This window comes from Pseudomonas sp. CLCA07, assembly GCF_053615335.1.
In genome coordinates this window covers 4,397,803-4,421,552 of record NZ_CM132131.1, presented here as the reverse complement: position 1 = coordinate 4,421,552, position 23,750 = coordinate 4,397,803, and the positions used below count along the sequence as shown (strand labels likewise).

Here is a 23,750-nt window from a genome sequence, read left to right as displayed (position 1 = left end):
CGACTCATGACGCACCATCGCCGGAACCCGGTGAGAGGCGTTAATATTCGTGATTATTTTTATCTACAAGGATTGGTAACTTGGCTCGATACCTCCATCCTGTCGCGCACGATCCAAGAGGTGATTGATGCGCGCCAACTCGTCTGATCCACAAGACACTGTCACAGCGACACAGCCGATCAAGGCCGAGCGTTTGCGCCTGCTCGATCAGGTCAGCAAATATCGTCAGCCCATCGGCCTGGCGGTCACCCTGCTGTTGTTCGCTATCGCGCTGATTGCCTGCCGTCACCTGTTGAGCGAACTCGATCTGTACGCTTTGCACGACTCGATTCTGGAAGTCCCGAAACCGGCATTGCTGGGCGCCTTGGGTGCGACCGTGGCCGGCTTCATTATTCTGTTGGGTTACGAATGGTCGGCCAGCCGCTATGCGGGCGTGACGCTGGCGCCTCGAATTTTGGCGCTCGGCGGGTTCACGGCCTTTGCGATCGGCAATGCCATTGGCCTTTCAATGCTTTCGGGTGGCTCGGTTCGTTACCGTTTATATGCACGTCATGGTCTGGGGGCTTCAGAAGTCGCTCACATGACGTTGTTTGCCAGCCTGTCGCTCGGTTGCGCCCTGCCACCGCTGGCCGCCCTGGCAACCCTCAGCAACCTGCCTGCCGCCTCTACTGCCTTGGGGCTGTCCGAGACATTGCTCGGTGCGATTGCCGCGGCAGTCCTGCTGCTCTTCAGCGTCCTGGCCATCGGCATCTACCGCCGTCGCCTGCCGGATCAGCCTTCACCTGACAACTTGCTGGTCAAAGTCGGCCGCCGCACCTTGCGCCTGCCCGGCCGCCGCCTGACTTTCCTGCAACTGATCATCACCGCCCTGGACGTGGCTGCCGCCGCGACCGTGCTCTATCTGTTGCTGCCCGAGGCCCCGCCCTTCGGCGCTTTCCTGCTGGTGTACTTGCTGGCATTGGCCGCGGGCGTGCTCAGCCACGTGCCGGGCGGGGTCGGCGTATTCGAAGCGATCCTGCTGGCAGCCTTTGCCGATTCACTCGGCGCGGCACCACTGGCCGCCGCCCTGCTGTTGTATCGACTGATCTATGTGGTGTTGCCCCTGTTGGTGGCCTGCCTGTTCCTGCTGATCAACGAAGGTCAGCGCCTGTTTCAGTCGCGTCAGTCCCTGCGTGCAGCTTCGGGCCTCGCGGCACCGATTCTGGCGGTGCTGGTGTTCCTGTCCGGCGTGGTGTTGCTGTTTTCCGGCGTGACCCCGGAAATCGACACCCGCCTGGAACACGTCGGTTTTCTGATCCCGCATCGCCTGGTCGATGCCTCGCACTTCGGCGCCAGCCTGATTGGTGTGCTGTGTCTCTTGTTGGCTCAAGGCTTGCGTCGACGCCTGTCTGCGGCCTGGATGCTGACCACCATTTTGCTGCTGGTCGGCGCCCTGCTCTCCCTGCTCAAGGGTTTTGACTGGGAAGAAGCTTGCCTGATGACCCTCACAGCCAGTTTGCTGGGAGTTTTCCGCCGCTCGTTCTATCGCCCGAGCCGCCTCACCGAACTGCCGTTCTCGCCGCTGTATCTGGTGTCCAGCCTGTGCGTGCTGGGTGCCTCGATCTGGTTGCTGCTGTTTGCGTATCAGGACGTTCCGTACAGCCACCAACTCTGGTGGCAGTTCACCCTCGATGCCGATGCGCCGCGTGGCTTGCGCTCGCTGCTGGGCGCCGCCGTGCTGCTGGTCGTGGTATCCCTGACATGGCTGCTGCGCACCGCCCGCCCAGTCATTCACTTGCCGTCGCCGGATGAACTGAACCGCGCCGTAAAGATCCTCATGGCTTCCGCCCAACCGGATGGCGGCCTGGCCCTGACCGGTGACAAGGCGCTGCTGTTCCACCCTAACGATGAGGCGTTTCTGATGTACGCCCGCCGTGGACGCAGCCTAGTGGCGTTGTATGACCCGATTGGTCCAACGCAACAACGGGCCGAGATGATCTGGCAGTTCCGCGACCTCTGCGACGTCCACCACGCCCGCCCCGTGTTCTATCAAGTGCGCGCCGAGAACCTGCCGTACTACATGGACATCGGCCTGACCGCGATCAAACTGGGCGAAGAAGCCCGGGTGGATCTGCATCGCTTTGATCTCGAAGCCAAGGGCAAAGAGATGAAGGACCTGCGTTACACCTGGAACCGTGGCACCCGCGATGGTTTGTCGCTGGAGATCTTTGAGCCGGGCCACGCCCCGATGGATGAACTCAAGGTCATTTCCGATGCCTGGCTGACCGGCAAGAATGTCCGCGAGAAAGGCTTTTCGCTCGGCCGTTTCAGCGATGACTACCTCAAGCACTTCCGCATTGCGGTGATTCGTTTCGAAGGTCGCCCGGTGGCATTCGCCAATCTGCTCGAGACCTATGGCCATGACCTGGCCAGCCTCGACCTGATGCGTGCGCACCCGGACGCGCCGAAGCTGACCATGGAATTCATGATGGTCGGCCTGATTCAACATTATAAAAAACATGGATACGCGCGTTTCAGCCTGGGCATGGTGCCGTTGTCGGGGTTGCAACCCCGTCGTGGTGCACCACTGACTCAGCGTCTGGGCTCGATGGTTTTCCGCCGTGGTGAGCAGCTCTACAACTTCCAAGGCTTGCGCCGCTTCAAAGACAAGTTCCAGCCTGACTGGGAACCCCGTTATATGGCCGTGCCCGCCGGACTCGATCCGCTGGTTGCCCTGGCCGATACTGCTGCCCTGATTGCGGGCGGCTTGACTGGATTGGTGAAACGCTGATGATTCAACGCTCCTTGCGGTACGTACTGGCCACACTGGTAGTGCTGGCCCTGATTCTCGGTGGCGGTTTCTGGTACATGAAACGCCCGGCACCGGCACCGACGCTCGAACTGTTGACGCCCGCTGGTGGCGCCGCGATGACCCGTGTGATTCCCGGCACCACGCCGAAAGCCCAGGTACTGGTGGCGGTCAATGAAGACCAGAAGCTCAGCGACCAACAACTGATGACCCTGAGCCGCTCCGGTTCGGCGCAGATTGTTCAAGTGATTCTGCCTAAAGACTGTTTGCTGCAAAGCCGAGCACTGCAATCGGGCTTGAGAGAACTCAAAGGCCCGGCAACCTTGGTCAGCGGTATCGGCCCTGGCGCCGTGCTGGCCTGGCGCTGGTTGTCCGAGCAAAAGGATGACAAGGCTCAAGCCATCTCCGTCGACCTGGCCCTGGAAAAACCAGGCTGCACCCACCTACTGCCGAAAACCGCTGCTCACGGCCACTGGCTGGTGGCGTGGAACGACAACCCGGACGACACCAGCGCCGGCTTCGTACGCGATCAACCCAACGCCGAAACCAGCATCAGCGACTACGACATCAACCTGCCGCAAGTGCTGAACAACGAACTGCGCAAAATCCTCGTCGGCGGCGACAAAGCCGCTGGCGGTCTGCAAATCCCGGTTGTTGAAGTACCGGCTGGCCAAGCCAAGGACACCGTCACCCTGTTCCTCTCCGGTGACGGCGGCTGGCGCGACCTTGACCGTGACGTCGCGGGCGAGATGGCCAAGATCGGCTATCCAGTCGTCGGCATCGACACCCTGCGCTACTACTGGCAGCACAAGAGCCCGGAGCAAAGCGCCCTGGACCTCGCCGAACTGATGCAGCACTACCGCCAGAAATGGGGCACCAAGCGCTTCATCCTGACCGGTTACTCATTCGGCGCTGACGTACTGCCGGCGATCTACAACCGCCTGGCCGAATCCGAACAACAACGCGTCGACGCCATCATTCTATTGGCCTTCGCCCGCACCGGCAGCTTCGAAATCGAAGTCGAAGGCTGGCTCGGCAACGCCGGCAAAGAAGCCGCCACCGGCCCGGAAATGGCCAAGCTGCCACCAGAGAAAGTGGTGTGCATCTACGGTGAAGAAGAAGTCGACGAAAGCGGCTGCACCGACAAGACCGCCGTGGGCGAAGCGATGAAACTGCCTGGTGGCCATCACTTCGACGAGAACTACCCGGCACTGGCCCAGCGTCTGGTGGACATCATCGAGAAGCGTCAGGCCAAGGAAGAGGCGACGGCACAGGAGTGATCTGAGCCCCCGCGACGAAAAAGCCCCCGCAGCCGTTTGGTTGCGGGGGCTTTTTTACATGTACTGTCTCATCCTAAAAAGCATTCTGCTTAGGTGCAGGCTGGCCATCTTGCACAAAAGAAAAATGTCTTGACTCTTCATCAAGCTAGAAAGTCCAAGTGTCCACATTCCATAAAACGTGGACACTTTTTTCTTTGGAAAAATCGAGCCGTCAACACCGTTCGATAGATCCTGACCTCGCGACCGGCCCGGACAAAGACCAATCTGAAGAAGAACTGCCTGAAAGCAAGTAACACCGCCGCCCCCTGTGGGAGCGAGCTTGCTCGCGATGACGGACGAGCAGTCACCATTGATGTCGACTGACAGACCGCTATCGCGAGCAAGCTCGCTCCCACTGGGGATGCTCAGTGGATTCAACACCACCGGGCACAAAAAAGCCCCCGCGACCTTTACGGCAACGGGGGCTTCCTACTTATAGGCGACGCTCTGCGGCGTCATAGACCTCTTCGTCACGTCTGGCCCCGACTGCGACGATCAATACCTGAAGGCCTTGCCGTCGACTCGATATACGATCCGCGTGTCGCCTGTCCGGATCCGTCTACAGCCTGCAAGACTGGCTCTAAGGGGCTTGCCGCTCTTGTCCGGCTCACCATTGATAATCCGCTCTTCGATCACATCAAGAATGCGGTTCGCCGCTACAGCTCCCAGCAGATCCAGATCCTTCTGGACCTCCGGATGATAGATAACGCCCCAAACCATCCACAGCTCCTTTAGTCTTTCTTGGCGTACCGCGCCCGCATATCGTCATGGCTGACCGCTTTGGCCTGATCAAAATCTATCAGTCGCTCCCGAGCCGCTGCTTCGATCCGAAAGTCCTCAAGTTCATCGAGCATTTCCTGATATGCATCGACATTGATGATGACCGCTGCTGGCTGATTGTCTTTGAAGATGACCAGTCGCTCGGTGGCTCGGCTTGAAATCTCTTTTAGCCTCGCGCTGAACCCCCTGACCATTGCTGTCACCGAAATCGCTTGGTCAGCACGCTCCAGTAATGCCGTCATACTCACCTCTCTACACAATCATGCAAATTTGAACACACAGTTCTACGCAGAGTATCGCGTTGAATTAGACATACAGCAAGCTGCAAAAAAACCCGAATTTGTCATACGGCGTTATTCCATTCTGAGAAATATTGAGCCGAAGGACGTGAAACGCTCTCGCCGTGTTTAGTTTCGTTTACTTCTGGTGTCGCAATATCGGATGACGCCCGCAGACCTTGTAGGCAAACTCCGAATCTCGCGTTTGGGCACTTTGATGCCTTGTTGCGCTTTTCTTTGACGGGATAGTCTCCGGACGTCGCTGACCATTCAGCGATCGGGCTTGGAAACCCGTCGGATACTAGCCGCAATAGCGCCCCGTCATGATCGCATGCGTTTTTCGTGATCATGAGTTATGGCAGCTGTGCGTGGGACGCCCTCGGGCGTGCCGGTTTCCTAGTTCCCGGTTTCCAACCTGCGTACAGCTGCCACCCATTCGCTTGGAAACGAATGGGGTAGCTCCTCAACTAGGAAATTGACTATGACCAAAACAGATCCGTCCGCGATTTCAGATTTAAAAACCATCGGCTTCACCCCCCTCATCTACTGCTCGGATCAAGCGCTCTTCAACGTCCGCGCCGGCGTCCCCATCGTCGAAGCATTGGCCCAAGCCTCCGATCTGCTGTTCCTCGGTAAATCATTCGCCGAGGATGCCGCCTACGCAAAAGACACCGACCGCCACGCCTGGGCCGCGCATTACCTGACGGCAATGGGTAAAGCTGTGATTGATGATGTATTGAAGGTCCTGACCCCGCGACCTGTCCGGACAAAGACCGAATCCGAAGAAGAACCGCCCGAAAGCAAGTAACTCCCCAGACACTGCACATCCCCTGTGGGAGCTTGCTCGCGATGACGGATGAGCAGTCACCATTGATGTCGACTGACACACCGCATTCGCGAGCAAGCCCGCTCCCACAGTGGGTCTCCGTCGTTTTCAAGTTATGTGTTCGGACACAAAAAAGCCCCCGCCACCTTCACGGCAACGGGGGCTTTTTGATGTCGCTTACATCTCGACCTGAGTACCCAACTCAATCACCCGATTCAACGGCAGATTGAAGAAGCGCAAATTGCCGTTGGCGTTCTGCAACATAAAGGCGAACAGTGCCTCACGCCAACGGGCCATGCCTTCGAGCTTGGAGGCGATGACCGTCTCGCGGCTGAGGAAGTAGGTGGTGCGCATCGGGCTGAAGTTCAGGTCGTCGAGATGACACAACTTCAGCGCTTGCGGCACGTCCGGTTCGTCGATGAAGCCAAAATGCAGGATCACCCGGAAGAAACCTTCGCCGTGGGATTCCACCTCAAAGCGCCGGGTCGGTGGCACGCGCGGGATGTCTTCGTACAACACCGTCAGCAGCACTACTTGTTCATGCAGTACCTGGTTATGCAGCAGGTTGTGCAACAGCGCGTGAGGGACGGCATCCGGGCGCGCGGTCAGGAACACGGCAGTGCCCTGCACGCGATGCGGCGGTTGCACGGCGATACTGCTGATGAAAATCGGCAGGGGCAGCCCACCTTCGTCCATACGCTCCACCAGCAGTTGTTTGCCGCGCTTCCAGGTGGTCATCAGCACAAACAGCACGATACCGGCGATCACCGGGAACGCCCCGCCCTGAATGATTTTCGGCACGTTGGCCGCGAAGTACAGACCGTCTACCACCAGGAAACCAAGCAACAGCGGAACCGCGAGGACCGGAGGCCATTTCCACAGCAGCAATATCACCGCCGACACCAGAATGGTGGTCATCAGCATCGTGCCCGTCACGGCCACGCCGTAAGCCGAAGCCAACGCACCGGAGGACTCGAAGCCCAGCACCAACAGGATGACGCCGACCATCAGCGCCCAGTTCACCGCGCCGATGTAGATCTGACCCTGCTCGGCACTGGAGGTGTGCTGAATGTGCATGCGCGGAATGTAGCCGAGCTGAATCGCCTGACGAGTCAGGGAGAACGCACCGGAAATCACCGCCTGAGAAGCAATGACCGTGGCCAGGGTCGACAACCCCACCAACGGAATCAGCGCCCAGCTCGGTGCCAACAAGTAGAACGGGTTGCGAGCGGCTTCCGGGTCACCGAGCAGCAACGCGCCTTGACCGAAGTAGTTCAGCACCAGCGCCGGCAGCACGAGGATGAACCATGCACGAGCAATCGGCTTGCGGCCAAAGTGGCCCATATCGGCGTACAGTGCTTCGGCGCCGGTCAACGCCAACACCACCGCGCCGAGAATCGCCACGCCCATGCCCGGGTGAACCACGAAGAAACGCACGCCCCACACCGGGTTTATCGCCTGCAACACTTCGGGGTGCTGCATGATGCCGTAGACGCCCAGCGCACCCAGCACCACAAACCAGGTGACCATGATCGGCCCGAACAGAATGCCGATGCGCGCGGTGCCGTGGCTCTGGATCAGGAACAGCGCCACCAGCACGATCAACGACAGCGGGACCACCCAATGATCGATGCCCTCGAACGCCAACCCCAGACCTTCAATGGCCGAGAGGACGGAAATCGCCGGGGTGATCATGCTGTCGCCGTAGAACAGCGCCGCACCGATCAGCCCGCAAACCACCAGCAAGGTGCGCAACTTCGGATGCCCCGCCGCCGCCCGCCGGGCCAGCGCGGTCAGGGCCATGATCCCGCCTTCGCCCTGGTTGTCGGCGCGCAGCACGAACAACATGTACTTGATCGAGACAACCCAGATCAGCGACCAGAAGATCAGCGCCAGTATCCCCAGCACGCCGTCATGGTTGACCGGCACGCCGTATCCACCGGAAAACACTTCTTTGAGGGTGTACAGCGGGCTCGTGCCGATATCGCCGTAAACCACCCCGACCGCCGCGACCAGCATGCCGATCGGCTTCGTTGCCGAATGCCCGGCGCTCGCTGCCTGACTACTTGCCTGACCCATCCACCACTCCTACTACCCAGACCGGGCTTCTTTGGAAGAAGCACTATGCTTTGCCACGCAGCATGCGCTGTTTTACCTATGGTTACAGACGTTTTGTTGACTGTAAAAATTCGATAAAGCCTAACGGCGCGAAGCATAGCGCAGCACTCGTCGTATTTCCCTGCATAAAGCTGGTCAAGTGCGCTTACCATCGATAGAATTGCGCACTTTTTGATCAGAGGCACGCAAAGTGCCCGTCTGTCGCCTTGCCGTTTTCGGCTGGAGGCGTCCCAAATACCGAGGTTAGACATGTCCACCACTCCTGCGCCGGCCAATCCAAAGGTTGGCTTCGTATCTCTGGGTTGCCCCAAAGCACTGGTCGACTCCGAGCGCATCCTTACCCAGCTGCGCATGGAAGGCTATGACGTTGTGTCCACTTACGAGGACGCCGACGTCGTGGTGGTCAACACCTGCGGTTTCATCGACTCGGCCAAGGCTGAATCTCTGGAAGTAATCGGCGAAGCCATCAAGGAAAACGGCAAGGTCATCGTGACCGGCTGTATGGGCGTCGAAGAAGGCAACATTCGTAAGGTGCACCCAAGCGTGCTGGCCGTGACCGGTCCGCAGCAGTACGAGCAGGTGGTCAACGCCGTGCACGACGCCGTACCGCCGCGTCAGGATCACAACCCGCTGATCGATCTGGTGCCGCCGCAAGGCATCAAGCTGACCCCGCGCCACTACGCCTATCTGAAGATTTCCGAAGGCTGCAACCACAGCTGCAGCTTCTGCATCATCCCGTCGATGCGCGGCAAACTGGTCAGCCGTCCGGTCGGTGACGTCCTCGATGAGGCCCAGCGCCTGGTCAAGGCCGGTGTCAAAGAGCTGCTGGTGATCTCGCAAGACACCAGCGCCTACGGCGTCGACGTCAAGTACCGCACCGGTTTCTGGAACGGCGCGCCGGTGAAAACCCGCATGACCGAACTCTGCGAAGCCCTGAGCACCCTCGGCGTCTGGGTGCGTCTGCACTACGTTTACCCGTACCCGCACGTCGACGAGCTGATCCCGTTGATGGCCGCCGGCAAGATCCTGCCGTACCTGGACATCCCGTTCCAGCACGCCAGCCCGAAAGTCCTGAAAGCCATGAAACGCCCGGCCTTCGAAGACAAGACCCTGGCGCGCATCAAGAACTGGCGCGAGATCTGTCCGGACCTGATCATCCGCTCGACCTTCATCGTCGGCTTCCCTGGCGAAACCGAAGAAGACTTCCAGTACCTGCTGAACTGGCTGACCGAAGCCCAGCTCGACCGCGTCGGCTGCTTCCAGTACTCGCCAGTCGAAGGTGCCCCGGCCAACCTGCTGGACGCGGCTATCGTGCCGGACGACGTCAAGCAAGACCGTTGGGACCGCTTCATGGCGCACCAGCAAGCGATCAGCTCGGCGCGCCTGCAACTGCGCATCGGCCGTGAAATCGAAGTGCTGGTGGACGAAGTCGACGAGCAAGGCGCGGTTGGCCGCTGCTTCTTCGATGCCCCGGAAATCGACGGTAACGTGTTCATCGACAACGGCAGCAACTTGAAGCCAGGTGACAAAGTCTGGTGCAAAGTGACCGACGCCGACGAATACGACCTGTGGGCTGAACAGATCTAAACGCAAAAAATACGAAAAGCCCCGCTCTCTTGACGAGATGCGGGGCTTTTTTACGTCTATCGTTTTGTGGGAAGGGACTCGCACAATTAACTGCACACAGGACAGCCGGCCATGCGCCATCATTCGGTCATCCACACACCGAAACACAGTGACTACGAAGAACTCACCCGGGTCTGGGAAGCTTCGGTGCGCGCCACTCATGACTTTCTGCCGAACAGTTACATCCAGTTGCTCAAGGAACTGGTGCTGACCCGCTACCTCGATGCCGTGATGTTGATTTGCACCAAAGACCCGCGCCAGCGCATCACCGGGTTCGCCGGAGTCGCCGCCGGCAAGGTCGAAATGCTCTTCATCGATCCGGCTCACCGCGGCCAAGGCCTGGGCAAACAGTTGCTACGCTATGCCTTGGAACACCTGAATGCCGATAAGCTCGACGTCAACGAACAGAACTCACAAGCGCTGGGGTTCTATCTCAAGCAAGGCTTTGAAGTGATCGGGCGCTCCGAATGTGACGGTATGGGCCAGCCTTATCCGCTGTTGCACATGCGCCTGCGCCAGACGCAACAACTCACGCGCAATGGCTGACACAACGTAGATCAAATGTGGGAGCTGGCTTGCCTGCGATGCGGACGACTCGGTAGGTCAGTTAGACCCGGCTGATGCCATCGCAGGCAAGCCAGCTCCCACAAAAAGCCAAAGCACTGAAATGGAGCCGGGATTAACCGGCGCCAGGCAGGTACAATGCCCACCCCTTTTTTGTTACGGCCCTGTCATGACTGACCCGATTCGTCTCTCCAAACGCCTCATCGAACTCGTCGGTTGTTCCCGTCGGGAGGCTGAGCTGTTCATCGAGGGCGGCTGGGTGACCGTGGACGGTGAAGTCATCGATGAGCCGCAGTTCAAGGTCGACACTCAAAAAGTCGAACTCGATCCAGAGGCCAAAGCCACCGCGCCAGAACCGGTGACTATCCTGTTGAACGTGCCCGTGGGCATGGACGCGGACACCGCCATGGCCACCCTGAGCGCCGAGACCCTGAGCGAAGAACACCGCTTCAGCAAACGTCCGCTCAAGGGCCACTTCCTGCGCCTGACCGCCAGCACCGACCTGCAGGCCAACGCCAGCGGGTTGCTGGTGTTCACCCAAGACTGGAAGATCCTGCGCAAGCTCACCGCCGATGCCAGCAAGATCGAGCAAGAGTATGTGGTCGAGGTTGAAGGCGACATGGTGGCTCACGGCCTCAACCGCCTGAACCACGGCCTGACCTACAAGGGCAAGGAACTGCCGCCGGTCAAAGCCAGCTGGCAGAACGAAAACCGCCTCCGCTTTGCGATGAAGAACCCGCAACCGGGCGTGATCGCCCTGTTCTGCCAGGCCGTAGGCCTGAAGGTCGTTGCTATCCGCCGTATCCGCATCGGCGGCGTGTCCATCGGCAAAGTGCCGCTGGGACAATGGCGCTACCTGTCCGGCAAAGAGAAGTTCTAAGGCTTCTCCCGCCGCCACACATTCCGGCGCCGCTGTTTATTGCGGCGCCCACTGCTGAATATCAGGATTGCACACCATGATTCACAACGACGTACTGCGCAGCGTTCGCTACATGCTGGACATCAGCGACAAGAAAGTCATCGAGATCATCAAGCTCGGCGGCATGGAGGTGACCCTCGCCGACCTGCTGACTTACCTCGACAAGAAAGAGGAAGACGAGGAAGGCTTCGTCCGCTGCCCGGACGACGTCATGGCGCACTTCCTTGATGGCCTGGTGATCTTCAAGCGTGGCAAGGACGAAAGCCGTCCACCGCAGCCGATCGAAATCCCGGTGACCAACAACATCATCCTGAAAAAGCTGCGCGTGGCCTTCGAACTGAAAGAAGACGACATGCACGCGATCCTCAAGGCTTCCGAATTCCCGGTGTCCAAGCCTGAATTGAGCGCGCTGTTCCGCAAGTTCGGCCACACCAACTACCGCACGTGTGGCGACCAGTTGCTGCGCAACTTCCTCAAAGGCCTGACCCTGCGCGTTCGCCCGCAGTAAGCGTCCCGTCCCCTGTAGGAGCACAGCTTGCTGGCGATGGCGTTTTGAAGATCGCCATCGCCAGCAAGCTGTACTCCTACAGAAGCGGCCGCAGACCAGGCTGTATAGCGCTTCATTCCGCGCAAAAATAGTGGCTCCGCTGACGGCGGCTGACGACTAGGGTGTATTCACCCTCAGCTCTCAGGATTCGCCATGCACCCGTATTTCTCCCTGCAAGGCCGCACCGCACTGGTGACCGGCGGCACCCGTGGTATCGGCAAAATGATCGCCAAGGCTTATGTCGAAGCCGGCGCAACCGTGTACGTCTGCGCCCGGGATGCTGAAGCCTGTCAGCAAACGGCTGACGAGTTGAGCGCATTCGGGCGCTGTCACGGGGTGGCGGCCAATCTGGCGACCGAAGAAGGCGTACTTCAACTGGCTACGCGACTGGGCGAGCAGATCACTCATCTGGATATTCTGGTGAACAACGCCGGCACTACCTGGGGCGCTCCACTGGAGAGCTACCCGGTCAAGGGCTGGGAAAAGGTCATGCAGCTCAACGTGACCTCGGTGTTCAACTGCATTCAGCAGTTTTTGCCGCTGCTGCGAAAAGCCGGTTCAGAGGCGAATCCGGCGCGGATCATCAACATCGGCTCGGTCGCCGGGATTTCTTCCTTTGGTGAACAGGCGTATGCCTACGGCCCGAGCAAAGCAGCCTTACATCAATTGTCGCGGATTCTGGCGCGGGAGCTGGTGAGCCAGCACATCAACGTCAACGTGATTGCGCCGGGACGTTTCCCGAGCAAGATGACGCAGCACATTGGCAATGATGAACAGGCGCTGGCGCAGGATACGGCGTTGATTCCGATGAAGCGTTGGGGGCGAGAGGAAGAGATGGCGGCGCTGGCAATCAGCCTGGCGAGTACGGCGGGGGCGTATATGACCGGGAATATTATTCCTTTGGATGGTGGGTTTAGTCTTTAGATCGGCGGTGTGGCCATCGCGGGCAAGCCACGCTCCCACAGGGGAATGCATTCCAATTGTGGGAGCGTGGCTTGCCCGCGATGACGGACTGACAGGCACCACCGATCCTGTGGCCGCTCGGGTTATCATGCTCGCCCCCTTCCCGCCTCGACCCCAAACCATGACCTACAGCGTTTCCCCCATCGGCTTCGTGCGCTCCTGCTTCAAGGAGAAGTTCGCCATCCCGCGCCAGCCGCAACTGGCCCCGGCCGCTCGCGGTGTTCTGGAGTTGGTCGCACCGTTCGATCAAGGTGATGCGGTGCAGGGCCTGGAGCAAGTCAGTCACGTCTGGCTGCTGTTTCTGTTCCATCAGGCACTGGAAGAAAAACCCCGTTTGAAAGTCCGCCCGCCTCGCCTCGGCGGCAACAAATCCATGGGCGTGTTCGCCACCCGCGCGACGCATCGACCCAATGGCATCGGTCAATCCGTGGTCAAGCTGGACAAGGTCGAAGCCAATCGCCTGTGGATATCCGGCATCGACCTGCTGGACGGCACACCGATTCTCGACATCAAACCCTACGTACCTTACGCCGACATCATCGACACCGCCTCCAACAGCATCGCCAGCGCCGCGCCGCAGCTGATTCCCGTGCAGTGGGCGGATTCGGCGCTGCAACAGGCTCATGACCATGCTCAGCGCCTTGAAGAACCCTTGGTGGCGTTGATCGAGCAATGTTTGGCACAAGATCCACGCCCGGCCTACCAGATTCCTACGCCTGAACGGGAATATGGCGCGCAGTTCTGGGATCTGGATGTGCGCTGGCATTATCCCGAGGCCGGAGTGATACGCGTCCTCGAAGTCATTCCCGCGAAAATCTAAACGCCAATAACAAAAAGCCCGCACTGCCTTTTCAGGCAACGCGGGCTTTTCTTTGCGCTAAAGATCTACTGTAGGAGCCTGGCTTGCCAGCGATAGCGGTTTGTCTGCCTGCATTCTCGCCAACTGACAGACTGTCTTCGCTGGCAAGCCAGCTCCTACAAGTGACCTACGGTCACTTCTCGACGAACGCCCGCTCGATCAGGTAATCACCCGGCTCGCGCATCCGCGGCGAAACTTTCAGGCCGAAGCTGTTCAACACTTCGCTGGTCTCGTCGAGCATGCTCGGGCTGCCGCACAACATGGCGCGGTCGTCCTGCGGGTTGATCGGTGGCAGGCCGATGTCGCTGAACAGCTTGCCGCTGCGCATCAGGTCGGTCAGGCGACCTTCGTTCTCGAACGGCTCGCGGGTCACGGTCGGGTAGTAGATCAACTTGTCACGCAGGGCATCGCCGAAGAACTCGTTCTGCGGAAGGTGCTCGGTGATGAATTCGCGGTAAGCGACTTCGTTGACGTAACGCACGCCGTGGCACAGGATCACTTTTTCGAAACGCTCGTAGGTTTCCGGATCCTGGATGACGCTCATGAACGGCGCCAGACCGGTACCGGTGCTGAGCAGGTACAAATGCTTGCCAGGCTTCAAGTCATCCAGCACCAGCGTGCCGGTAGGCTTCTTGCTGATGATGATCTCGTCGCCTTCCTTCAGATGCTGCAACTGGGAAGTCAGCGGGCCATCAGGCACCTTGATGCTGAAGAACTCGAGATGTTCTTCCCAGTTCGGGCTGGCGATCGAGTAAGCGCGCATAAGCGGGCGGCCGTTGGGCTGTTGCAGGCCGATCATCACGAACTGACCGTTCTCGAAGCGCAGGCCCGGATCGCGGGTGCACTTGAAGCTGAACAGAGTGTCGTTCCAGTGATGAACACTGAGGACACGCTCGTGGTTCATGTTGCTCATGTACGTGGGACTCCTGGAGATTTTGCCTGCGCCAGTGATGTGCGCAATTGCATCGCATTCTAAAGGCAGAGACAATATCTGTTAAATGGATTATTAAGATAAGGGTTATCGGTTATATAGATATGCGATTTACTCTCCGTCAACTTCAAGTATTCGTCGCCGTCGCCCAGCAGGAAAGCGTATCCCGTGCTGCGGGCTTGCTGAACCTGTCGCAATCGGCGGCGAGCACCTCGATCACCGAACTGGAGCGCCAGTCCAGCTGCCAGCTGTTCGACCGCGCCGGCAAACGGCTGAGCCTTAATGCCCTGGGCAAACAGTTGCTGCCACAAGCCGTGGCACTGCTCGATCAGTCCAAGGAAATCGAAGACTTGCTCAACGGCAAGACCGGTTTCGGCTCATTGGCGGTCGGCGCGACCCTGACCATCGGCAATTACCTGGCCACCTTGCTGATCGGCAGCTTCATGCAGCGCCACCCGGAAAGCCAGGTGAAGCTGCACGTGCAAAACACGGCCAATATCGTGCAGCAAGTGGCCCACTATGAAATTGATCTGGGTCTAATCGAAGGCGACTGCAGCCATCCGGACATCGAAGTGCAGAGTTGGGTCGAGGATGAATTGGTGGTGTTTTGCGCCCCTCAGCATCCACTGGCCAAACGCGGTATCGCGACCATGGAGGAGCTGAGTCACGAGGCGTGGATATTGCGAGAGCAAGGCTCTGGCACGCGGCTGACCTTTGACCAGGCCATGCGTCACCATCACAGCGCGCTGAACATCCGCCTGGAGCTTGAGCACACCGAAGCGATCAAGCGCGCCGTGGAGTCGGGATTGGGGATTGGTTGTATTTCGCGGCTGGCGCTACGCGATGCCATTCGCCGTGGCAGCCTGGTGCCGGTGGAGACACCGGACCTGGACCTGGCGCGGCAATTCTATTTCATCTGGCACAAACAGAAATATCAGACGTCGGCGATGCGCGAATTCCTCGACCTGTGCCGCGCTTTTACCGCAGGGGTTCAGCGCAGCGACGAGATCGTTCTGCCGCACATCGCTTAAAGCAGGATGACGGCCCAGACCAACGCGATCATGGTCAACGCCACGAATTGAGCAGCGCTGCCCATGTCCTTGGCGTTTTTCGACAGTGGATGCAATTCGAGGGAAATGCGATCAATGGCCGCCTCTACTGCCGAGTTCAGCAACTCGACGATTAACGCCAACAGGCATACAGCGATCAGCAGCGCTTGCTCGACGCGGCTGACGTTCAAGAAGAACGTAACCGGAATCAGAATGACGTTGAGCAACACCAGTTGCCGAAAAGCCGCTTCACCGGTGAAAGCTGCGCGCAGGCCATCCAGCGAATAACCGGAGGCATTGAGGATGCGTTTTAGGCCGGTTTGGCCTTTGAAAGGTGACATAGAGTGGGCAACTGACCAGATAGGAATGGGAACGCTAGATCAAGCAAAGTAAAAATAACGTGAACATGTAGCCGTTTAGTGGCTCGCAATTGACTCAAGTTGTTGCAAGAGCAACGCCGCCTGAGTCCGGGTTCGCACATTCAGCTTGCGGAAAATCGCGGTAACGTGAGCCTTGATGGTCGCTTCGGAGACGCTCAGCTCGTAAGCAATCTGTTTGTTCAGCAAGCCTTCACAGACCATGGTCAACACCCGGAACTGCTGAGGCGTCAGGCTCGCGAGGCCTTCGCTGGCAGCCTTGGCCTCATCGGAAACACTGACCGCTTCAAACGCCTGAGGAGGCCAGAATACATCGCCGTCGAGCACCGCGCGTACGGCTTTCTGGATGACACTCAGGTCGCTGGATTTTGGAATGAACCCACTGGCACCGAACTCACGGGACTTGACCATGATCGACGCTTCTTCCTGTGCGGAGACCATGACCACTGGAATTTGCGGGTACTGACCGCGCAACAGCACGAGCCCGGAAAAACCGTAGGCTCCGGGCATGTTCAGGTCCAGCAGCACCAGATCCCAATCAGACTTTTCATCCAGGCGGGTTTCCAGCTCGGCAATGCTCGCCACCTCCACCAGACGAACATCCGGGCCCAGGCCCAGGGTCACGGCCTGATGCAGCGCGCTACGAAACAGCGGGTGATCATCGGCAATCAGGATTTCGTATGTGGCCATTTTTCAAATGATCCTGTTTTTCAAACGACTCAAGGCACAGCCACGGAGCTGCACCAATGGGGCACGTTCAACGCCAATAACAGCTAAAAACGGCGCATCAAACCTGGTCGCGCCCCAATCGGCGCCAAGCATGCCCAGCGAAGACTGGGTGGTCAAGCTGCGCGGCCTTATACCAAAGGCCCACAACTTCTACAGTATGGGCGACTCCGGGCCGATGGCCGGCGCGGTGTTTTGCACGAAAGGCATCAGCTCGGCGTGAGCGGGCGTTGCAACGTTCATGTCCAGCTGACGTTTCGCGTCCAGGTAATGCTGGCTGAACACGTCGAAATAAGCGTCCAGCGCCGCTGCCGCTGCGGTATCCCCCGCCAGATCGAGACACAGTGCGGCCACTTCGGCGGTGCACAAATGCTCGCTGCGGGTCGACCTGCGCAACCGGTATCGAGACAGCTTCTCGGGCAGCAGGCTCAGGATCGGCAAGCGATCAAAGTAAGGACTTTTGCGGAAAATCTTCCGGGCTTCTGTCCAGGTGGCGTCCAGCAGAATAAACAGCGGACGCTTCGAACTACCCGTGTCGACGCTGTTGGTGACCCGCTCGGGCTCGACGTATTCACCCGGAAATACCAGATACGGCTGCCACTGCGGGTCGGCCAGCAGCGCCAGCAGTTGTTCATCAACCTCGGTGCGCGACCAGATAAACGCATGGTTATCGTGTACCACATCCGCAATCAGCCAACCGGTGTTACTCGGTTTGAACACTTCCTTGTTGGTCATGATCAGGCACACACCAGAGCGCGCCTCGACTTGCGGGCGCCAGGCGCACAGGCAATGGCTCTCGATCACGCGGCAGGCACGGCAACGCGGTGCCCTCCAGCCTCGGGCCTGAATCGGCTTGATACCCTCTTCCTCTCGCGCATCGCGCAAGCGGGCCACGGCGTTGGAAGCAAAATGTGGGGGGGCAGGGTTCATCGCAGGCAGCGCCGGCAGGAGAAGAAAATCGACACGAAAAGCACTCGGCAGGGCAAAAAGTGGCGCCAGTTTATCAGAGCCGCCAGCGCAAGCCTGTACCGTCCGGAACGCGTCCCCTATAATTCGCCGCCACTGAACGCACAGTCATGTGACGGGTCGAAGCACCAGTCACTGAACCAGGAGAGTTTCATGCTGCGCCTTATCGTCCCCACCGCTGCCATTTTGCTGGCGTCGTCCTTCAGCGCTCAGGCTGCGTCCTTGAGTGAGCAGAATCTCAACAGAGAGCTGCAAAACGTCGCAACACAAAGCAGTGTTGGCACTCCACGGGCGATCAACGAAGACATTCTTGATCAGGGCTACACCGTCGAAGGCAAAACGCTGATCAACCACCTGAGCGTACAGAGCAGCCACGCCAACAAGATGCGTGCTGATCCGAAAGCCGTGTATTTCCAGCTTGGCGCCTCCGTTTGCAACAACCCGTCGTTCCGCAAACTGATGGCCAAGGGCGCGATCATGCGTTACGACTTCACGGAAGTGAAATCCAACAAGGCGGTAGGCTCCGCCAGCTATCAGGAATCGGACTGCCCGAAAGCGGCTCCGACCAAGAAAAAGTAATCACTCGGAATTGGCGCGCCGTTGTTCATCCTCGGCGCGCAGTTCTGCCAGCAATGCCTGCAAGTAACTTGATCGTCGCTTGGTATCCTCCAGGCGTCGGCAGCACTCCTCTTCGAGACTCACATGATGGGTCTCGGCCGATGACTTGAGCAATCGATACAGTTGCGTATCGATCTCCAGAATGACCCTGGTCATAGCGTCCCGCCTCCTTGCTCCTCGCCCTGCTTGAGCGAAAATCCTTCAACTTCTTGAATCGCGCGCCTGCCCTTGACGCAAAGTTGTCGTGTCATACCTGTAGCTTAGTAAATCAGAGCGCCGGAGACTCGGTCTGCGTTCAGACGAACGGTGAAATCACCTTGCAAATCGTCAATAAGCGGTTGCCAGGAAAGACTTTGCGGCGCAATGATCAAAGCAGCGTAAATCTCTGCGAGGGTCTAGATTCATAGTGTTCCCATTCACTTTCCGGGCTGGAAAGGGGCCGCCCGCGACGCGTCTTGTTATGCGAGTGTTTCCTTCATCCAAGGGAAAACAGAGCCAGTATGGAAGGAGAAATTGATGCCTTACCAACCGAATGACCTGCTAAGCCGTCATTTTGAAGAAAGCGGCCACGACCTCACCAGCAAGGTTGAAGAACAACTCAACCTGGTTTCACCCAACAGTCCCAACATCCCCATCTACCGCGACATGATCCTGACCGTGCTACGTATGGCTCAAGAAGATCACAACCGCTGGAATGCCAAGATCACCCTTCAAGCCCTGCGCGAACTGGAGCACGCTTTTCGTGTGCTTGAGCAGTTCCGCGGCCGGCGTAAAGTCACCGTATTCGGCTCGGCCCGAACACCGATCGAACACCCGCTGTATGGTCTGGCCCGAGAACTGGGCGCCGCGCTGGCACGCTCGGACCTGATGGTCATCACCGGTGCAGGCGGCGGCATCATGGCGGCGGCGCATGAAGGGGCCGGCAGGGACCACAGCCTGGGCTTCAACATCACCCTGCCCTTCGAACAACATGCCAACCCCACCGTGCAAGGCACCGCCAACCTGCTGCCCTTCCACTTCTTTTTCACCCGCAAGCTGTTCTTCGTCAAAGAAGCTGATGCGCTGGTCCTGTGCCCAGGCGGTTTCGGCACCCTGGATGAGGCGCTGGAAGTACTGACACTGATTCAAACCGGCAAAAGCCCATTGGTGCCGGTGGTATTGCTGGACGCGCCGGGCGGCAAGTTCTGGCAAGGCGCGCTGGACTTCATTCACCATCAACTGGAGGAAAATCGCTACATCCTGCCTACCGACATGAAGCTCGTGAGCCTGGTTTACAGCGCCGAAGAAGCAGTGGAGCAGATCAACCAGTTCTACAGCAACTTCCACTCCAGCCGCTGGCTCAAGCATCAGTTCGTGATTCGCATGAACCACACGCTCAGCGACCAGGCGCTCGAACACATGCAGGAGGCATTTGCCGACCTGTGCCTGAGCGATCATTTTCATCAGCACGCCTACAGCGGCGAAGAGCACGACGAAGCGCAGTTCAGCCACCTCGCGCGACTCGCGTTCAACTTCAACGCGCGTGATCATGGTCGACTGCGCGAACTGGTGGACTATATCAACCTGCCGGAAAACTGGGCTCACTCCAAACCTCATGCGCAACAGCGCACGCGAGAGCCTTCAAAGGTGACTTGAGGCAAAAAAAATGGCCCGCTATTGAAATAGCGGGCCACTTTTTATCAATCATCCATTCCCCGGCCACTGAACAAGCGGCCGATCATCTCCATGGAATATCCCCGATAACTCAGGAAGCGCCCCTGCTTGGCACGCTCCCGAGCGTCTATCGGCAGATGTCCGGAAAATTTACGCCGCCAGGTATCCTCCAGTTGCTCCTGCCAATTGATACCGCTCTCGCGTAACGCGAGTTCAATATCGGCACGTTGCAGGCCGCGCTGGCCAAGCTCCTCGCGAATACGCAAAGGGCCATAACCGGAACGGGCCCGGTAGGAAACAAAGCTTTCGAGGTAACGGGATTCCGACAGCAGGCCCTCTTCCGTCAAGCGGTCGAGTGCGGTGTCGATCATTTCAGGGAGGGCGCCGCGCTGACGCAGTTTACGCGTCAGCTCGACTCGACCGTGCTCGCGTCGTGCGAGCAGGTCCATTGCGGTTCGCCGCACCGCGACGAGTGTATCGAGTACGGCGGTCATTGGATCAATCAGATATCAGCGTCAGCCAGGTCATCAGCAGTCTCTTTGACTGGCGATGCTTTGACGTCCGGCGCCGGGGTCAGCAACTTGTCACGCAGTTGCTTCTCAAGCGTCGCGGCGATTTCCGGGTTGTCCGCAAGGAACTTGGCCGAGTTGGCCTTGCCCTGACCGATCTTGGTGCCGTTGTAGGCATACCAGGCGCCGGATTTCTCAACGAAACCGTGCAGAACACCCAGGTCGATCATCTCGCCATTGAGGTAGATGCCTTTGCCGTAAAGGATCTGGAACTCGGCCTGACGGAACGGCGAAGCTACTTTGTTCTTCACGACTTTGACGCGGGTTTCACTACCGACGACTTCATCACCTTCTTTCACCGCGCCAGTACGACGGATGTCCAGACGAACCGAAGCGTAGAACTTCAGCGCGTTACCACCGGTGGTGGTTTCCGGGCTGCCGAACATCACGCCGATTTTCATACGGATCTGGTTGATGAAGATCACCAGGCAGTTGGCGTTCTTGATGTTACCGGTGATTTTACGCAGCGCCTGGGACATCAGACGGGCTTGCAGGCCGACGTGCATGTCGCCCATTTCGCCTTCGATTTCTGCCTTTGGCACCAGAGCAGCCACGGAGTCGACGATGATCACGTCAACGGCGTTGGAGCGCACCAGCATGTCGGTGATTTCCAGGGCCTGTTCGCCGGTGTCCGGCTGGGAAACCAGCAGGTCGTCGACGTTGACGCCCAGCTTGCCGGCGTACTCAGGATCAAGGGCGTGTTCGGCGTCGACGAATGCGCAGGTCGCGCCGGCTTTTTGAGCCTGGGCGATCACGGACAGTGTCAGTGTGGTTTTACCGGAGGATTCAGGACCGTAGATTTCAACGATACGACCTTTTGGCAGACCGCCAATGCCGAGCGCGATGTCCAGCCCCAGAGAGCCAGTGGAGATAGCCGGGATCGCCTGACGGTCCTGATCGCCCATACGCATTACGGCACCCTTGCCGAATTGACGTTCGATCTGACCCAGGGCCGCAGCCAAGGCTTTCTTCTTGTTGTCGTCCATTAAAGTCCTCACGTAATCAATAAGGCCTGACGGCCAACACCTGTATAAGTAGCCAGTATTATTCCACAGCGTTTCAGGATCGCCTACCCCTGATTTGAGATTTCTGCGGCGGCATGGCGCAGCAGCCCCTCTAGCGCGGCCTTCACCGTTTGTCGGCGGACCTCATCGCGATTACCGGCGAAGTGCTGCTCTTCGCTGAACACCCGCTCGCCAACCCCCCAGGCCAGCCAGACCGTGCCCACCGGTTTACTCGGAGAACCGCCATCCGGCCCCGCCACACCGCTGACCGCCACGGCGAAATGCGCCCGGCTCTTTTCCTGCGCACCTCGCACCATCGCCTCGACCACCTCGCGACTGACCGCGCCCACGGTCGAAAACAACTCTACCGGAACGTTCAATTGCTGGGTTTTCTGCCGGTTGGAGTAGGTGACATAACCGGCCTCGAACCACGCCGAACTCCCCGGGATGCGAGTGATCGCCTCCGAGATGCCGCCGCCGGTACAGGACTCGGCCGCCGTGACGTGGGCATTGAGAACCTGCATGCGTCTGCCCAGTTCAGCGGCCAGTTGGGTGATTTCTTTCACGGTCATCTCCTGAGCGAACGGAAGTGGAATTAGAACTACCGTACACGAGCGTATCGCGCTTGCAAGGCGCAGGATCAATCAAAATGTGAGGGTGCGAAGGCTCTGATCCAGGCGTGACAAGCCTGCAAGGCAATCAGTCCACGGTCAGCGATGCCCGTTCACTGCTGATCAGGACGAGAATCGCGCGGCGGCACTTCGCAAACGCCAATCCGCTTGGCTGCCCAGCGCTCATAAAGCCCGATGGCGACGTCTGCCCCAGCCATGGCTGTGAGGCATCCAAAAGCCCCAGCGGCCCAGATCGACAAGCCAGCGGCATACAGCAGCATGATGGCCGAAATCCCGCAGATCATGCAGGCCCCCGAGCGCAATGCCAGACGCCGCAGCAGTGACCAGCCGCGAGCACCGTCCTTGTCGGCACGCCACATTTCGCCAGACACCCCGCCCACCAGTGCAAGGACAATGACGAGCCAGCTCGGCATGTCCAGCAACGCTTGTTGCTCGATTGTCATGTCTCGCCTCCTGATGTGAGTGATAAGGGGTTCTTTCAAACGGTCAGTAGCTACCCATCTGAACCGTTGAGGCCGGTTCAGCGCTGCCTTTGTTGAGCGGCTTGAGACCAAGAGTATGCATGAATGCATATACAGTCAATGCACAAATGCATTTTCTTATTCACATAGAATGCATTGACGCATAAAAACACAACAAACAAAGGCGCCGGCGGTTTTCGACAGGCGAAAAAAAACCGCTGGATGGCGGTTTTTGTCTGAAAGCGGTGAGGTTAGCGGGCGTACATACCCCACCAGAAGACGTGACCAAGAATGACAATCTGCTCTTCCTGGATTTCCTGGAAGGTATAGTCCTCATCCGGGTGTTCATCGCGGTTGAAGCTACGCAGGCGGATCCCGATCGGCAGGCGATAAAGCTGTTTCACGCGCAATTGACCGTTATGGTTGATCGCATAAAGGTCGCCATCAACGATGTCGCCAATCCCGCACTTGCCGGCGTTCACGCCAACGGTTGCACCATCGCGCAGCACGGGCAACATGCTGTTGCCGCGCACCGTCACGCATTTTGCCTGATCAAATTGCACGCCATTGTGGCGCAAACTGCGCTTGCCGAAACGCAGACTAGAGCGCTCGCTCTCTTCGATGACGAATCTTCCTGATCCCGCAGCCAATTCAACCTCGCGAAGAAAGGGGACCGACACCTCATCGTCATCGACGGGCGTATCGTCGTCCCACAGACTTATATCCTTGAGTTCGGAATGCACTGCTTCGCGCCCCTTATTGGCGCTGATCGACACATCCGTGCGGCCACGCAACTGATCAGTGCTGACGGCGAAGTACTCGGCAATCTTCGAGATGTGTTTATCCGAAGGATCGACGATCTTCCCGCCGAGGATCCGCGAGAGTGTGGATTGAGGCACGCCGGTGCGACGGTGAAGCTCCGTGGGGGAGATCCCGTGTTGATCGAGCAGCGCTCTTAAGACGGTAGAAACATTGCGTTTTTGCATACTGCGCATAGTGCGTGTTCTTTTTGCCGAAAACAAATGCTGTTTTGCATATCCGATGCATATCCAGCAGAAACGTGCCGCAGGGCTTTCATGCCTGCGTCGAGCGGACCGCCCATGGTAATCTTGCGCCCATTGCGGAAAAGCCGGGCCAATGCCCCTCCTTTGCCCTACACCTTTCAACGAGTTTTCCT

The 23,750-nt window shown here is 58.6% G+C and carries 25 protein-coding genes; 12 read left to right on the top strand and 13 right to left on the bottom strand.

The window, feature by feature from the left end; all coding sequences use genetic code 11:
* Nucleotides 1–127 precede the first annotated feature (127 nt).
* Both mprF and ACWGZX_RS20245 read left to right on the top strand, forming a co-directional pair.
* Nucleotides 128–2,770, top strand: coding sequence for a bifunctional lysylphosphatidylglycerol flippase/synthetase MprF (mprF, locus tag ACWGZX_RS20250; RefSeq protein WP_452625159.1), 2,643 nt, complete (start codon nucleotides 128–130; stop codon nucleotides 2,768–2,770).
* Nucleotides 2,770–4,068, top strand: a complete 1,299-nt coding sequence (locus ACWGZX_RS20245; RefSeq protein WP_452625158.1) for an AcvB/VirJ family lysyl-phosphatidylglycerol hydrolase — start codon at nucleotides 2,770–2,772, stop codon at nucleotides 4,066–4,068. Before mprF ends, ACWGZX_RS20245 begins: the two co-directional genes overlap by 1 nt.
* A gap of 534 nt (nucleotides 4,069–4,602) precedes the next feature.
* Here ACWGZX_RS20245 and ACWGZX_RS20240 read toward each other — a convergent pair.
* Nucleotides 4,603–4,827: a type II toxin-antitoxin system RelE family toxin gene (locus ACWGZX_RS20240; RefSeq protein ID WP_452625157.1), complete on the bottom strand. Its 225-nt coding sequence runs from the start codon at nucleotides 4,825–4,827 to the stop codon at nucleotides 4,603–4,605.
* Nucleotides 4,828–4,838: 11 nt separating this feature from the next.
* Nucleotides 4,839–5,129: a type II toxin-antitoxin system Phd/YefM family antitoxin gene (locus ACWGZX_RS20235; RefSeq protein ID WP_452625156.1), complete on the bottom strand. Its 291-nt coding sequence runs from the start codon at nucleotides 5,127–5,129 to the stop codon at nucleotides 4,839–4,841.
* A 517-nt stretch (nucleotides 5,130–5,646) separates the two neighbouring features.
* On the opposite strand from ACWGZX_RS20235, the gene ACWGZX_RS20230 reads away from it, so the two are divergent.
* Nucleotides 5,647–5,973, top strand: coding sequence for a DUF3077 domain-containing protein (locus ACWGZX_RS20230; RefSeq protein WP_452625155.1), 327 nt, complete (start codon nucleotides 5,647–5,649; stop codon nucleotides 5,971–5,973).
* 195 nt (nucleotides 5,974–6,168) lie between these two features.
* Here ACWGZX_RS20230 and ACWGZX_RS20225 read toward each other — a convergent pair whose 3' ends face one another.
* Complete coding sequence (locus ACWGZX_RS20225; RefSeq protein WP_452625154.1) at nucleotides 6,169–8,070, bottom strand: potassium transporter Kup; 1,902 nt, start codon at nucleotides 8,068–8,070, stop codon at nucleotides 6,169–6,171.
* A 288-nt stretch (nucleotides 8,071–8,358) separates the two neighbouring features.
* On the opposite strand from ACWGZX_RS20225, the gene rimO reads away from it, so the two are divergent.
* The 6 genes from rimO to tsaA all read left to right on the top strand — a co-directional run bounded on the left by rimO (nucleotide 8,359) and on the right by tsaA (nucleotide 13,548).
* On the top strand, nucleotides 8,359–9,696 hold the full coding sequence (rimO, locus tag ACWGZX_RS20220) for a 30S ribosomal protein S12 methylthiotransferase RimO (protein ID WP_452625153.1): 1,338 nt from the start codon (nucleotides 8,359–8,361) through the stop codon (nucleotides 9,694–9,696).
* A 111-nt stretch (nucleotides 9,697–9,807) separates the two neighbouring features.
* Entirely contained in the window at nucleotides 9,808–10,281 is a 474-nt protein-coding gene (locus ACWGZX_RS20215) for an acetyltransferase (protein ID WP_452625152.1), read from the top strand.
* A 187-nt stretch (nucleotides 10,282–10,468) separates the two neighbouring features.
* On the top strand, nucleotides 10,469–11,179 hold the full coding sequence (locus tag ACWGZX_RS20210; protein WP_150780411.1) for an rRNA pseudouridine synthase: 711 nt from the start codon (nucleotides 10,469–10,471) through the stop codon (nucleotides 11,177–11,179).
* Nucleotides 11,180–11,255: 76 nt separating this feature from the next.
* Nucleotides 11,256–11,726, top strand: coding sequence for a DUF1456 family protein (locus tag ACWGZX_RS20205; protein WP_452625151.1), 471 nt, complete (start codon nucleotides 11,256–11,258; stop codon nucleotides 11,724–11,726).
* Between the two features lie 192 nt (nucleotides 11,727–11,918).
* Complete coding sequence (locus tag ACWGZX_RS20200) at nucleotides 11,919–12,689, top strand: SDR family oxidoreductase (RefSeq protein ID WP_140666293.1); 771 nt, start codon at nucleotides 11,919–11,921, stop codon at nucleotides 12,687–12,689.
* A gap of 160 nt (nucleotides 12,690–12,849) precedes the next feature.
* Nucleotides 12,850–13,548 (top strand): tRNA (N6-threonylcarbamoyladenosine(37)-N6)-methyltransferase TrmO, encoded by a 699-nt coding sequence (gene tsaA, locus ACWGZX_RS20195; RefSeq protein ID WP_452625150.1) that lies wholly within the window; start codon nucleotides 12,850–12,852, stop codon nucleotides 13,546–13,548.
* Between the two features lie 172 nt (nucleotides 13,549–13,720).
* On the opposite strand, the gene fpr is transcribed toward tsaA, so the two are convergent.
* The gene (gene fpr, locus ACWGZX_RS20190) at nucleotides 13,721–14,500 is read right to left on the bottom strand and encodes a ferredoxin-NADP reductase (protein ID WP_008054100.1); all 780 of its coding nucleotides are present in this window, start codon (nucleotides 14,498–14,500) and stop codon (nucleotides 13,721–13,723) included.
* A 122-nt stretch (nucleotides 14,501–14,622) separates the two neighbouring features.
* Here fpr and ACWGZX_RS20185 point away from each other — a divergent pair, with 122 nt between their 5' ends.
* Nucleotides 14,623–15,549, top strand: coding sequence for a LysR family transcriptional regulator (locus tag ACWGZX_RS20185; protein ID WP_452625149.1), 927 nt, complete (start codon nucleotides 14,623–14,625; stop codon nucleotides 15,547–15,549).
* Here ACWGZX_RS20185 and ACWGZX_RS20180 read toward each other — a convergent pair.
* From ACWGZX_RS20180 to ACWGZX_RS20170, 3 genes are all read right to left on the bottom strand, one after another.
* The gene (locus ACWGZX_RS20180) at nucleotides 15,546–15,908 is read right to left on the bottom strand and encodes a diacylglycerol kinase (RefSeq protein WP_223512309.1); all 363 of its coding nucleotides are present in this window, start codon (nucleotides 15,906–15,908) and stop codon (nucleotides 15,546–15,548) included. The genes ACWGZX_RS20185 and ACWGZX_RS20180 overlap by 4 nt on opposite strands.
* A 75-nt stretch (nucleotides 15,909–15,983) precedes the next feature.
* The gene (gene erdR / locus ACWGZX_RS20175) at nucleotides 15,984–16,634 is read right to left on the bottom strand and encodes a response regulator transcription factor ErdR (RefSeq protein WP_452625148.1); all 651 of its coding nucleotides are present in this window, start codon (nucleotides 16,632–16,634) and stop codon (nucleotides 15,984–15,986) included.
* Nucleotides 16,635–16,823: 189 nt separating this feature from the next.
* Nucleotides 16,824–17,600, bottom strand: coding sequence for a tRNA-uridine aminocarboxypropyltransferase (locus ACWGZX_RS20170; protein ID WP_452625147.1), 777 nt, complete (start codon nucleotides 17,598–17,600; stop codon nucleotides 16,824–16,826).
* A gap of 189 nt (nucleotides 17,601–17,789) precedes the next feature.
* On the opposite strand from ACWGZX_RS20170, the gene ACWGZX_RS20165 reads away from it, so the two are divergent.
* On the top strand, nucleotides 17,790–18,215 hold the full coding sequence (locus ACWGZX_RS20165) for a PA3611 family quorum-sensing-regulated virulence factor (protein WP_452625146.1): 426 nt from the start codon (nucleotides 17,790–17,792) through the stop codon (nucleotides 18,213–18,215).
* Here ACWGZX_RS20165 and ACWGZX_RS20160 read toward each other — a convergent pair whose 3' ends face one another.
* Complete coding sequence (locus ACWGZX_RS20160) at nucleotides 18,216–18,410, bottom strand: hypothetical protein (protein ID WP_223512313.1); 195 nt, start codon at nucleotides 18,408–18,410, stop codon at nucleotides 18,216–18,218. It abuts the gene before it with no gap.
* Nucleotides 18,411–18,770: 360 nt separating this feature from the next.
* Here ACWGZX_RS20160 and ACWGZX_RS20155 point away from each other — a divergent pair, with 360 nt between their 5' ends.
* On the top strand, nucleotides 18,771–19,889 hold the full coding sequence (locus ACWGZX_RS20155; protein WP_452625145.1) for an LOG family protein: 1,119 nt from the start codon (nucleotides 18,771–18,773) through the stop codon (nucleotides 19,887–19,889).
* A 44-nt stretch (nucleotides 19,890–19,933) separates the two neighbouring features.
* On the opposite strand, the gene recX is transcribed toward ACWGZX_RS20155, so the two are convergent.
* The 5 genes from recX to ACWGZX_RS20130 all read right to left on the bottom strand — a co-directional run bounded on the left by recX (nucleotide 19,934) and on the right by ACWGZX_RS20130 (nucleotide 23,559).
* A complete protein-coding gene (gene recX, locus ACWGZX_RS20150) occupies nucleotides 19,934–20,401 on the bottom strand; it encodes a recombination regulator RecX (protein ID WP_223512315.1) in 468 nt (155 codons plus the stop codon).
* An 8-nt stretch (nucleotides 20,402–20,409) separates the two neighbouring features.
* Nucleotides 20,410–21,462 carry a recombinase RecA gene (gene recA, locus ACWGZX_RS20145; protein ID WP_007947175.1) on the bottom strand — a complete coding sequence of 351 codons (1,053 nt, stop codon included), beginning with the start codon at nucleotides 21,460–21,462 and terminating at the stop codon, nucleotides 20,410–20,412.
* A gap of 83 nt (nucleotides 21,463–21,545) precedes the next feature.
* A complete protein-coding gene (locus tag ACWGZX_RS20140) occupies nucleotides 21,546–22,046 on the bottom strand; it encodes a CinA family protein (protein ID WP_452625144.1) in 501 nt (166 codons plus the stop codon).
* A gap of 158 nt (nucleotides 22,047–22,204) precedes the next feature.
* A complete protein-coding gene (locus tag ACWGZX_RS20135) occupies nucleotides 22,205–22,555 on the bottom strand; it encodes a phage holin family protein (protein WP_223512318.1) in 351 nt (116 codons plus the stop codon).
* 269 nt (nucleotides 22,556–22,824) lie between these two features.
* The gene (locus ACWGZX_RS20130) at nucleotides 22,825–23,559 is read right to left on the bottom strand and encodes a LexA family transcriptional regulator (RefSeq protein WP_452629039.1); all 735 of its coding nucleotides are present in this window, start codon (nucleotides 23,557–23,559) and stop codon (nucleotides 22,825–22,827) included.
* Between the last annotated feature and the right edge of the window lie 191 nt (nucleotides 23,560–23,750).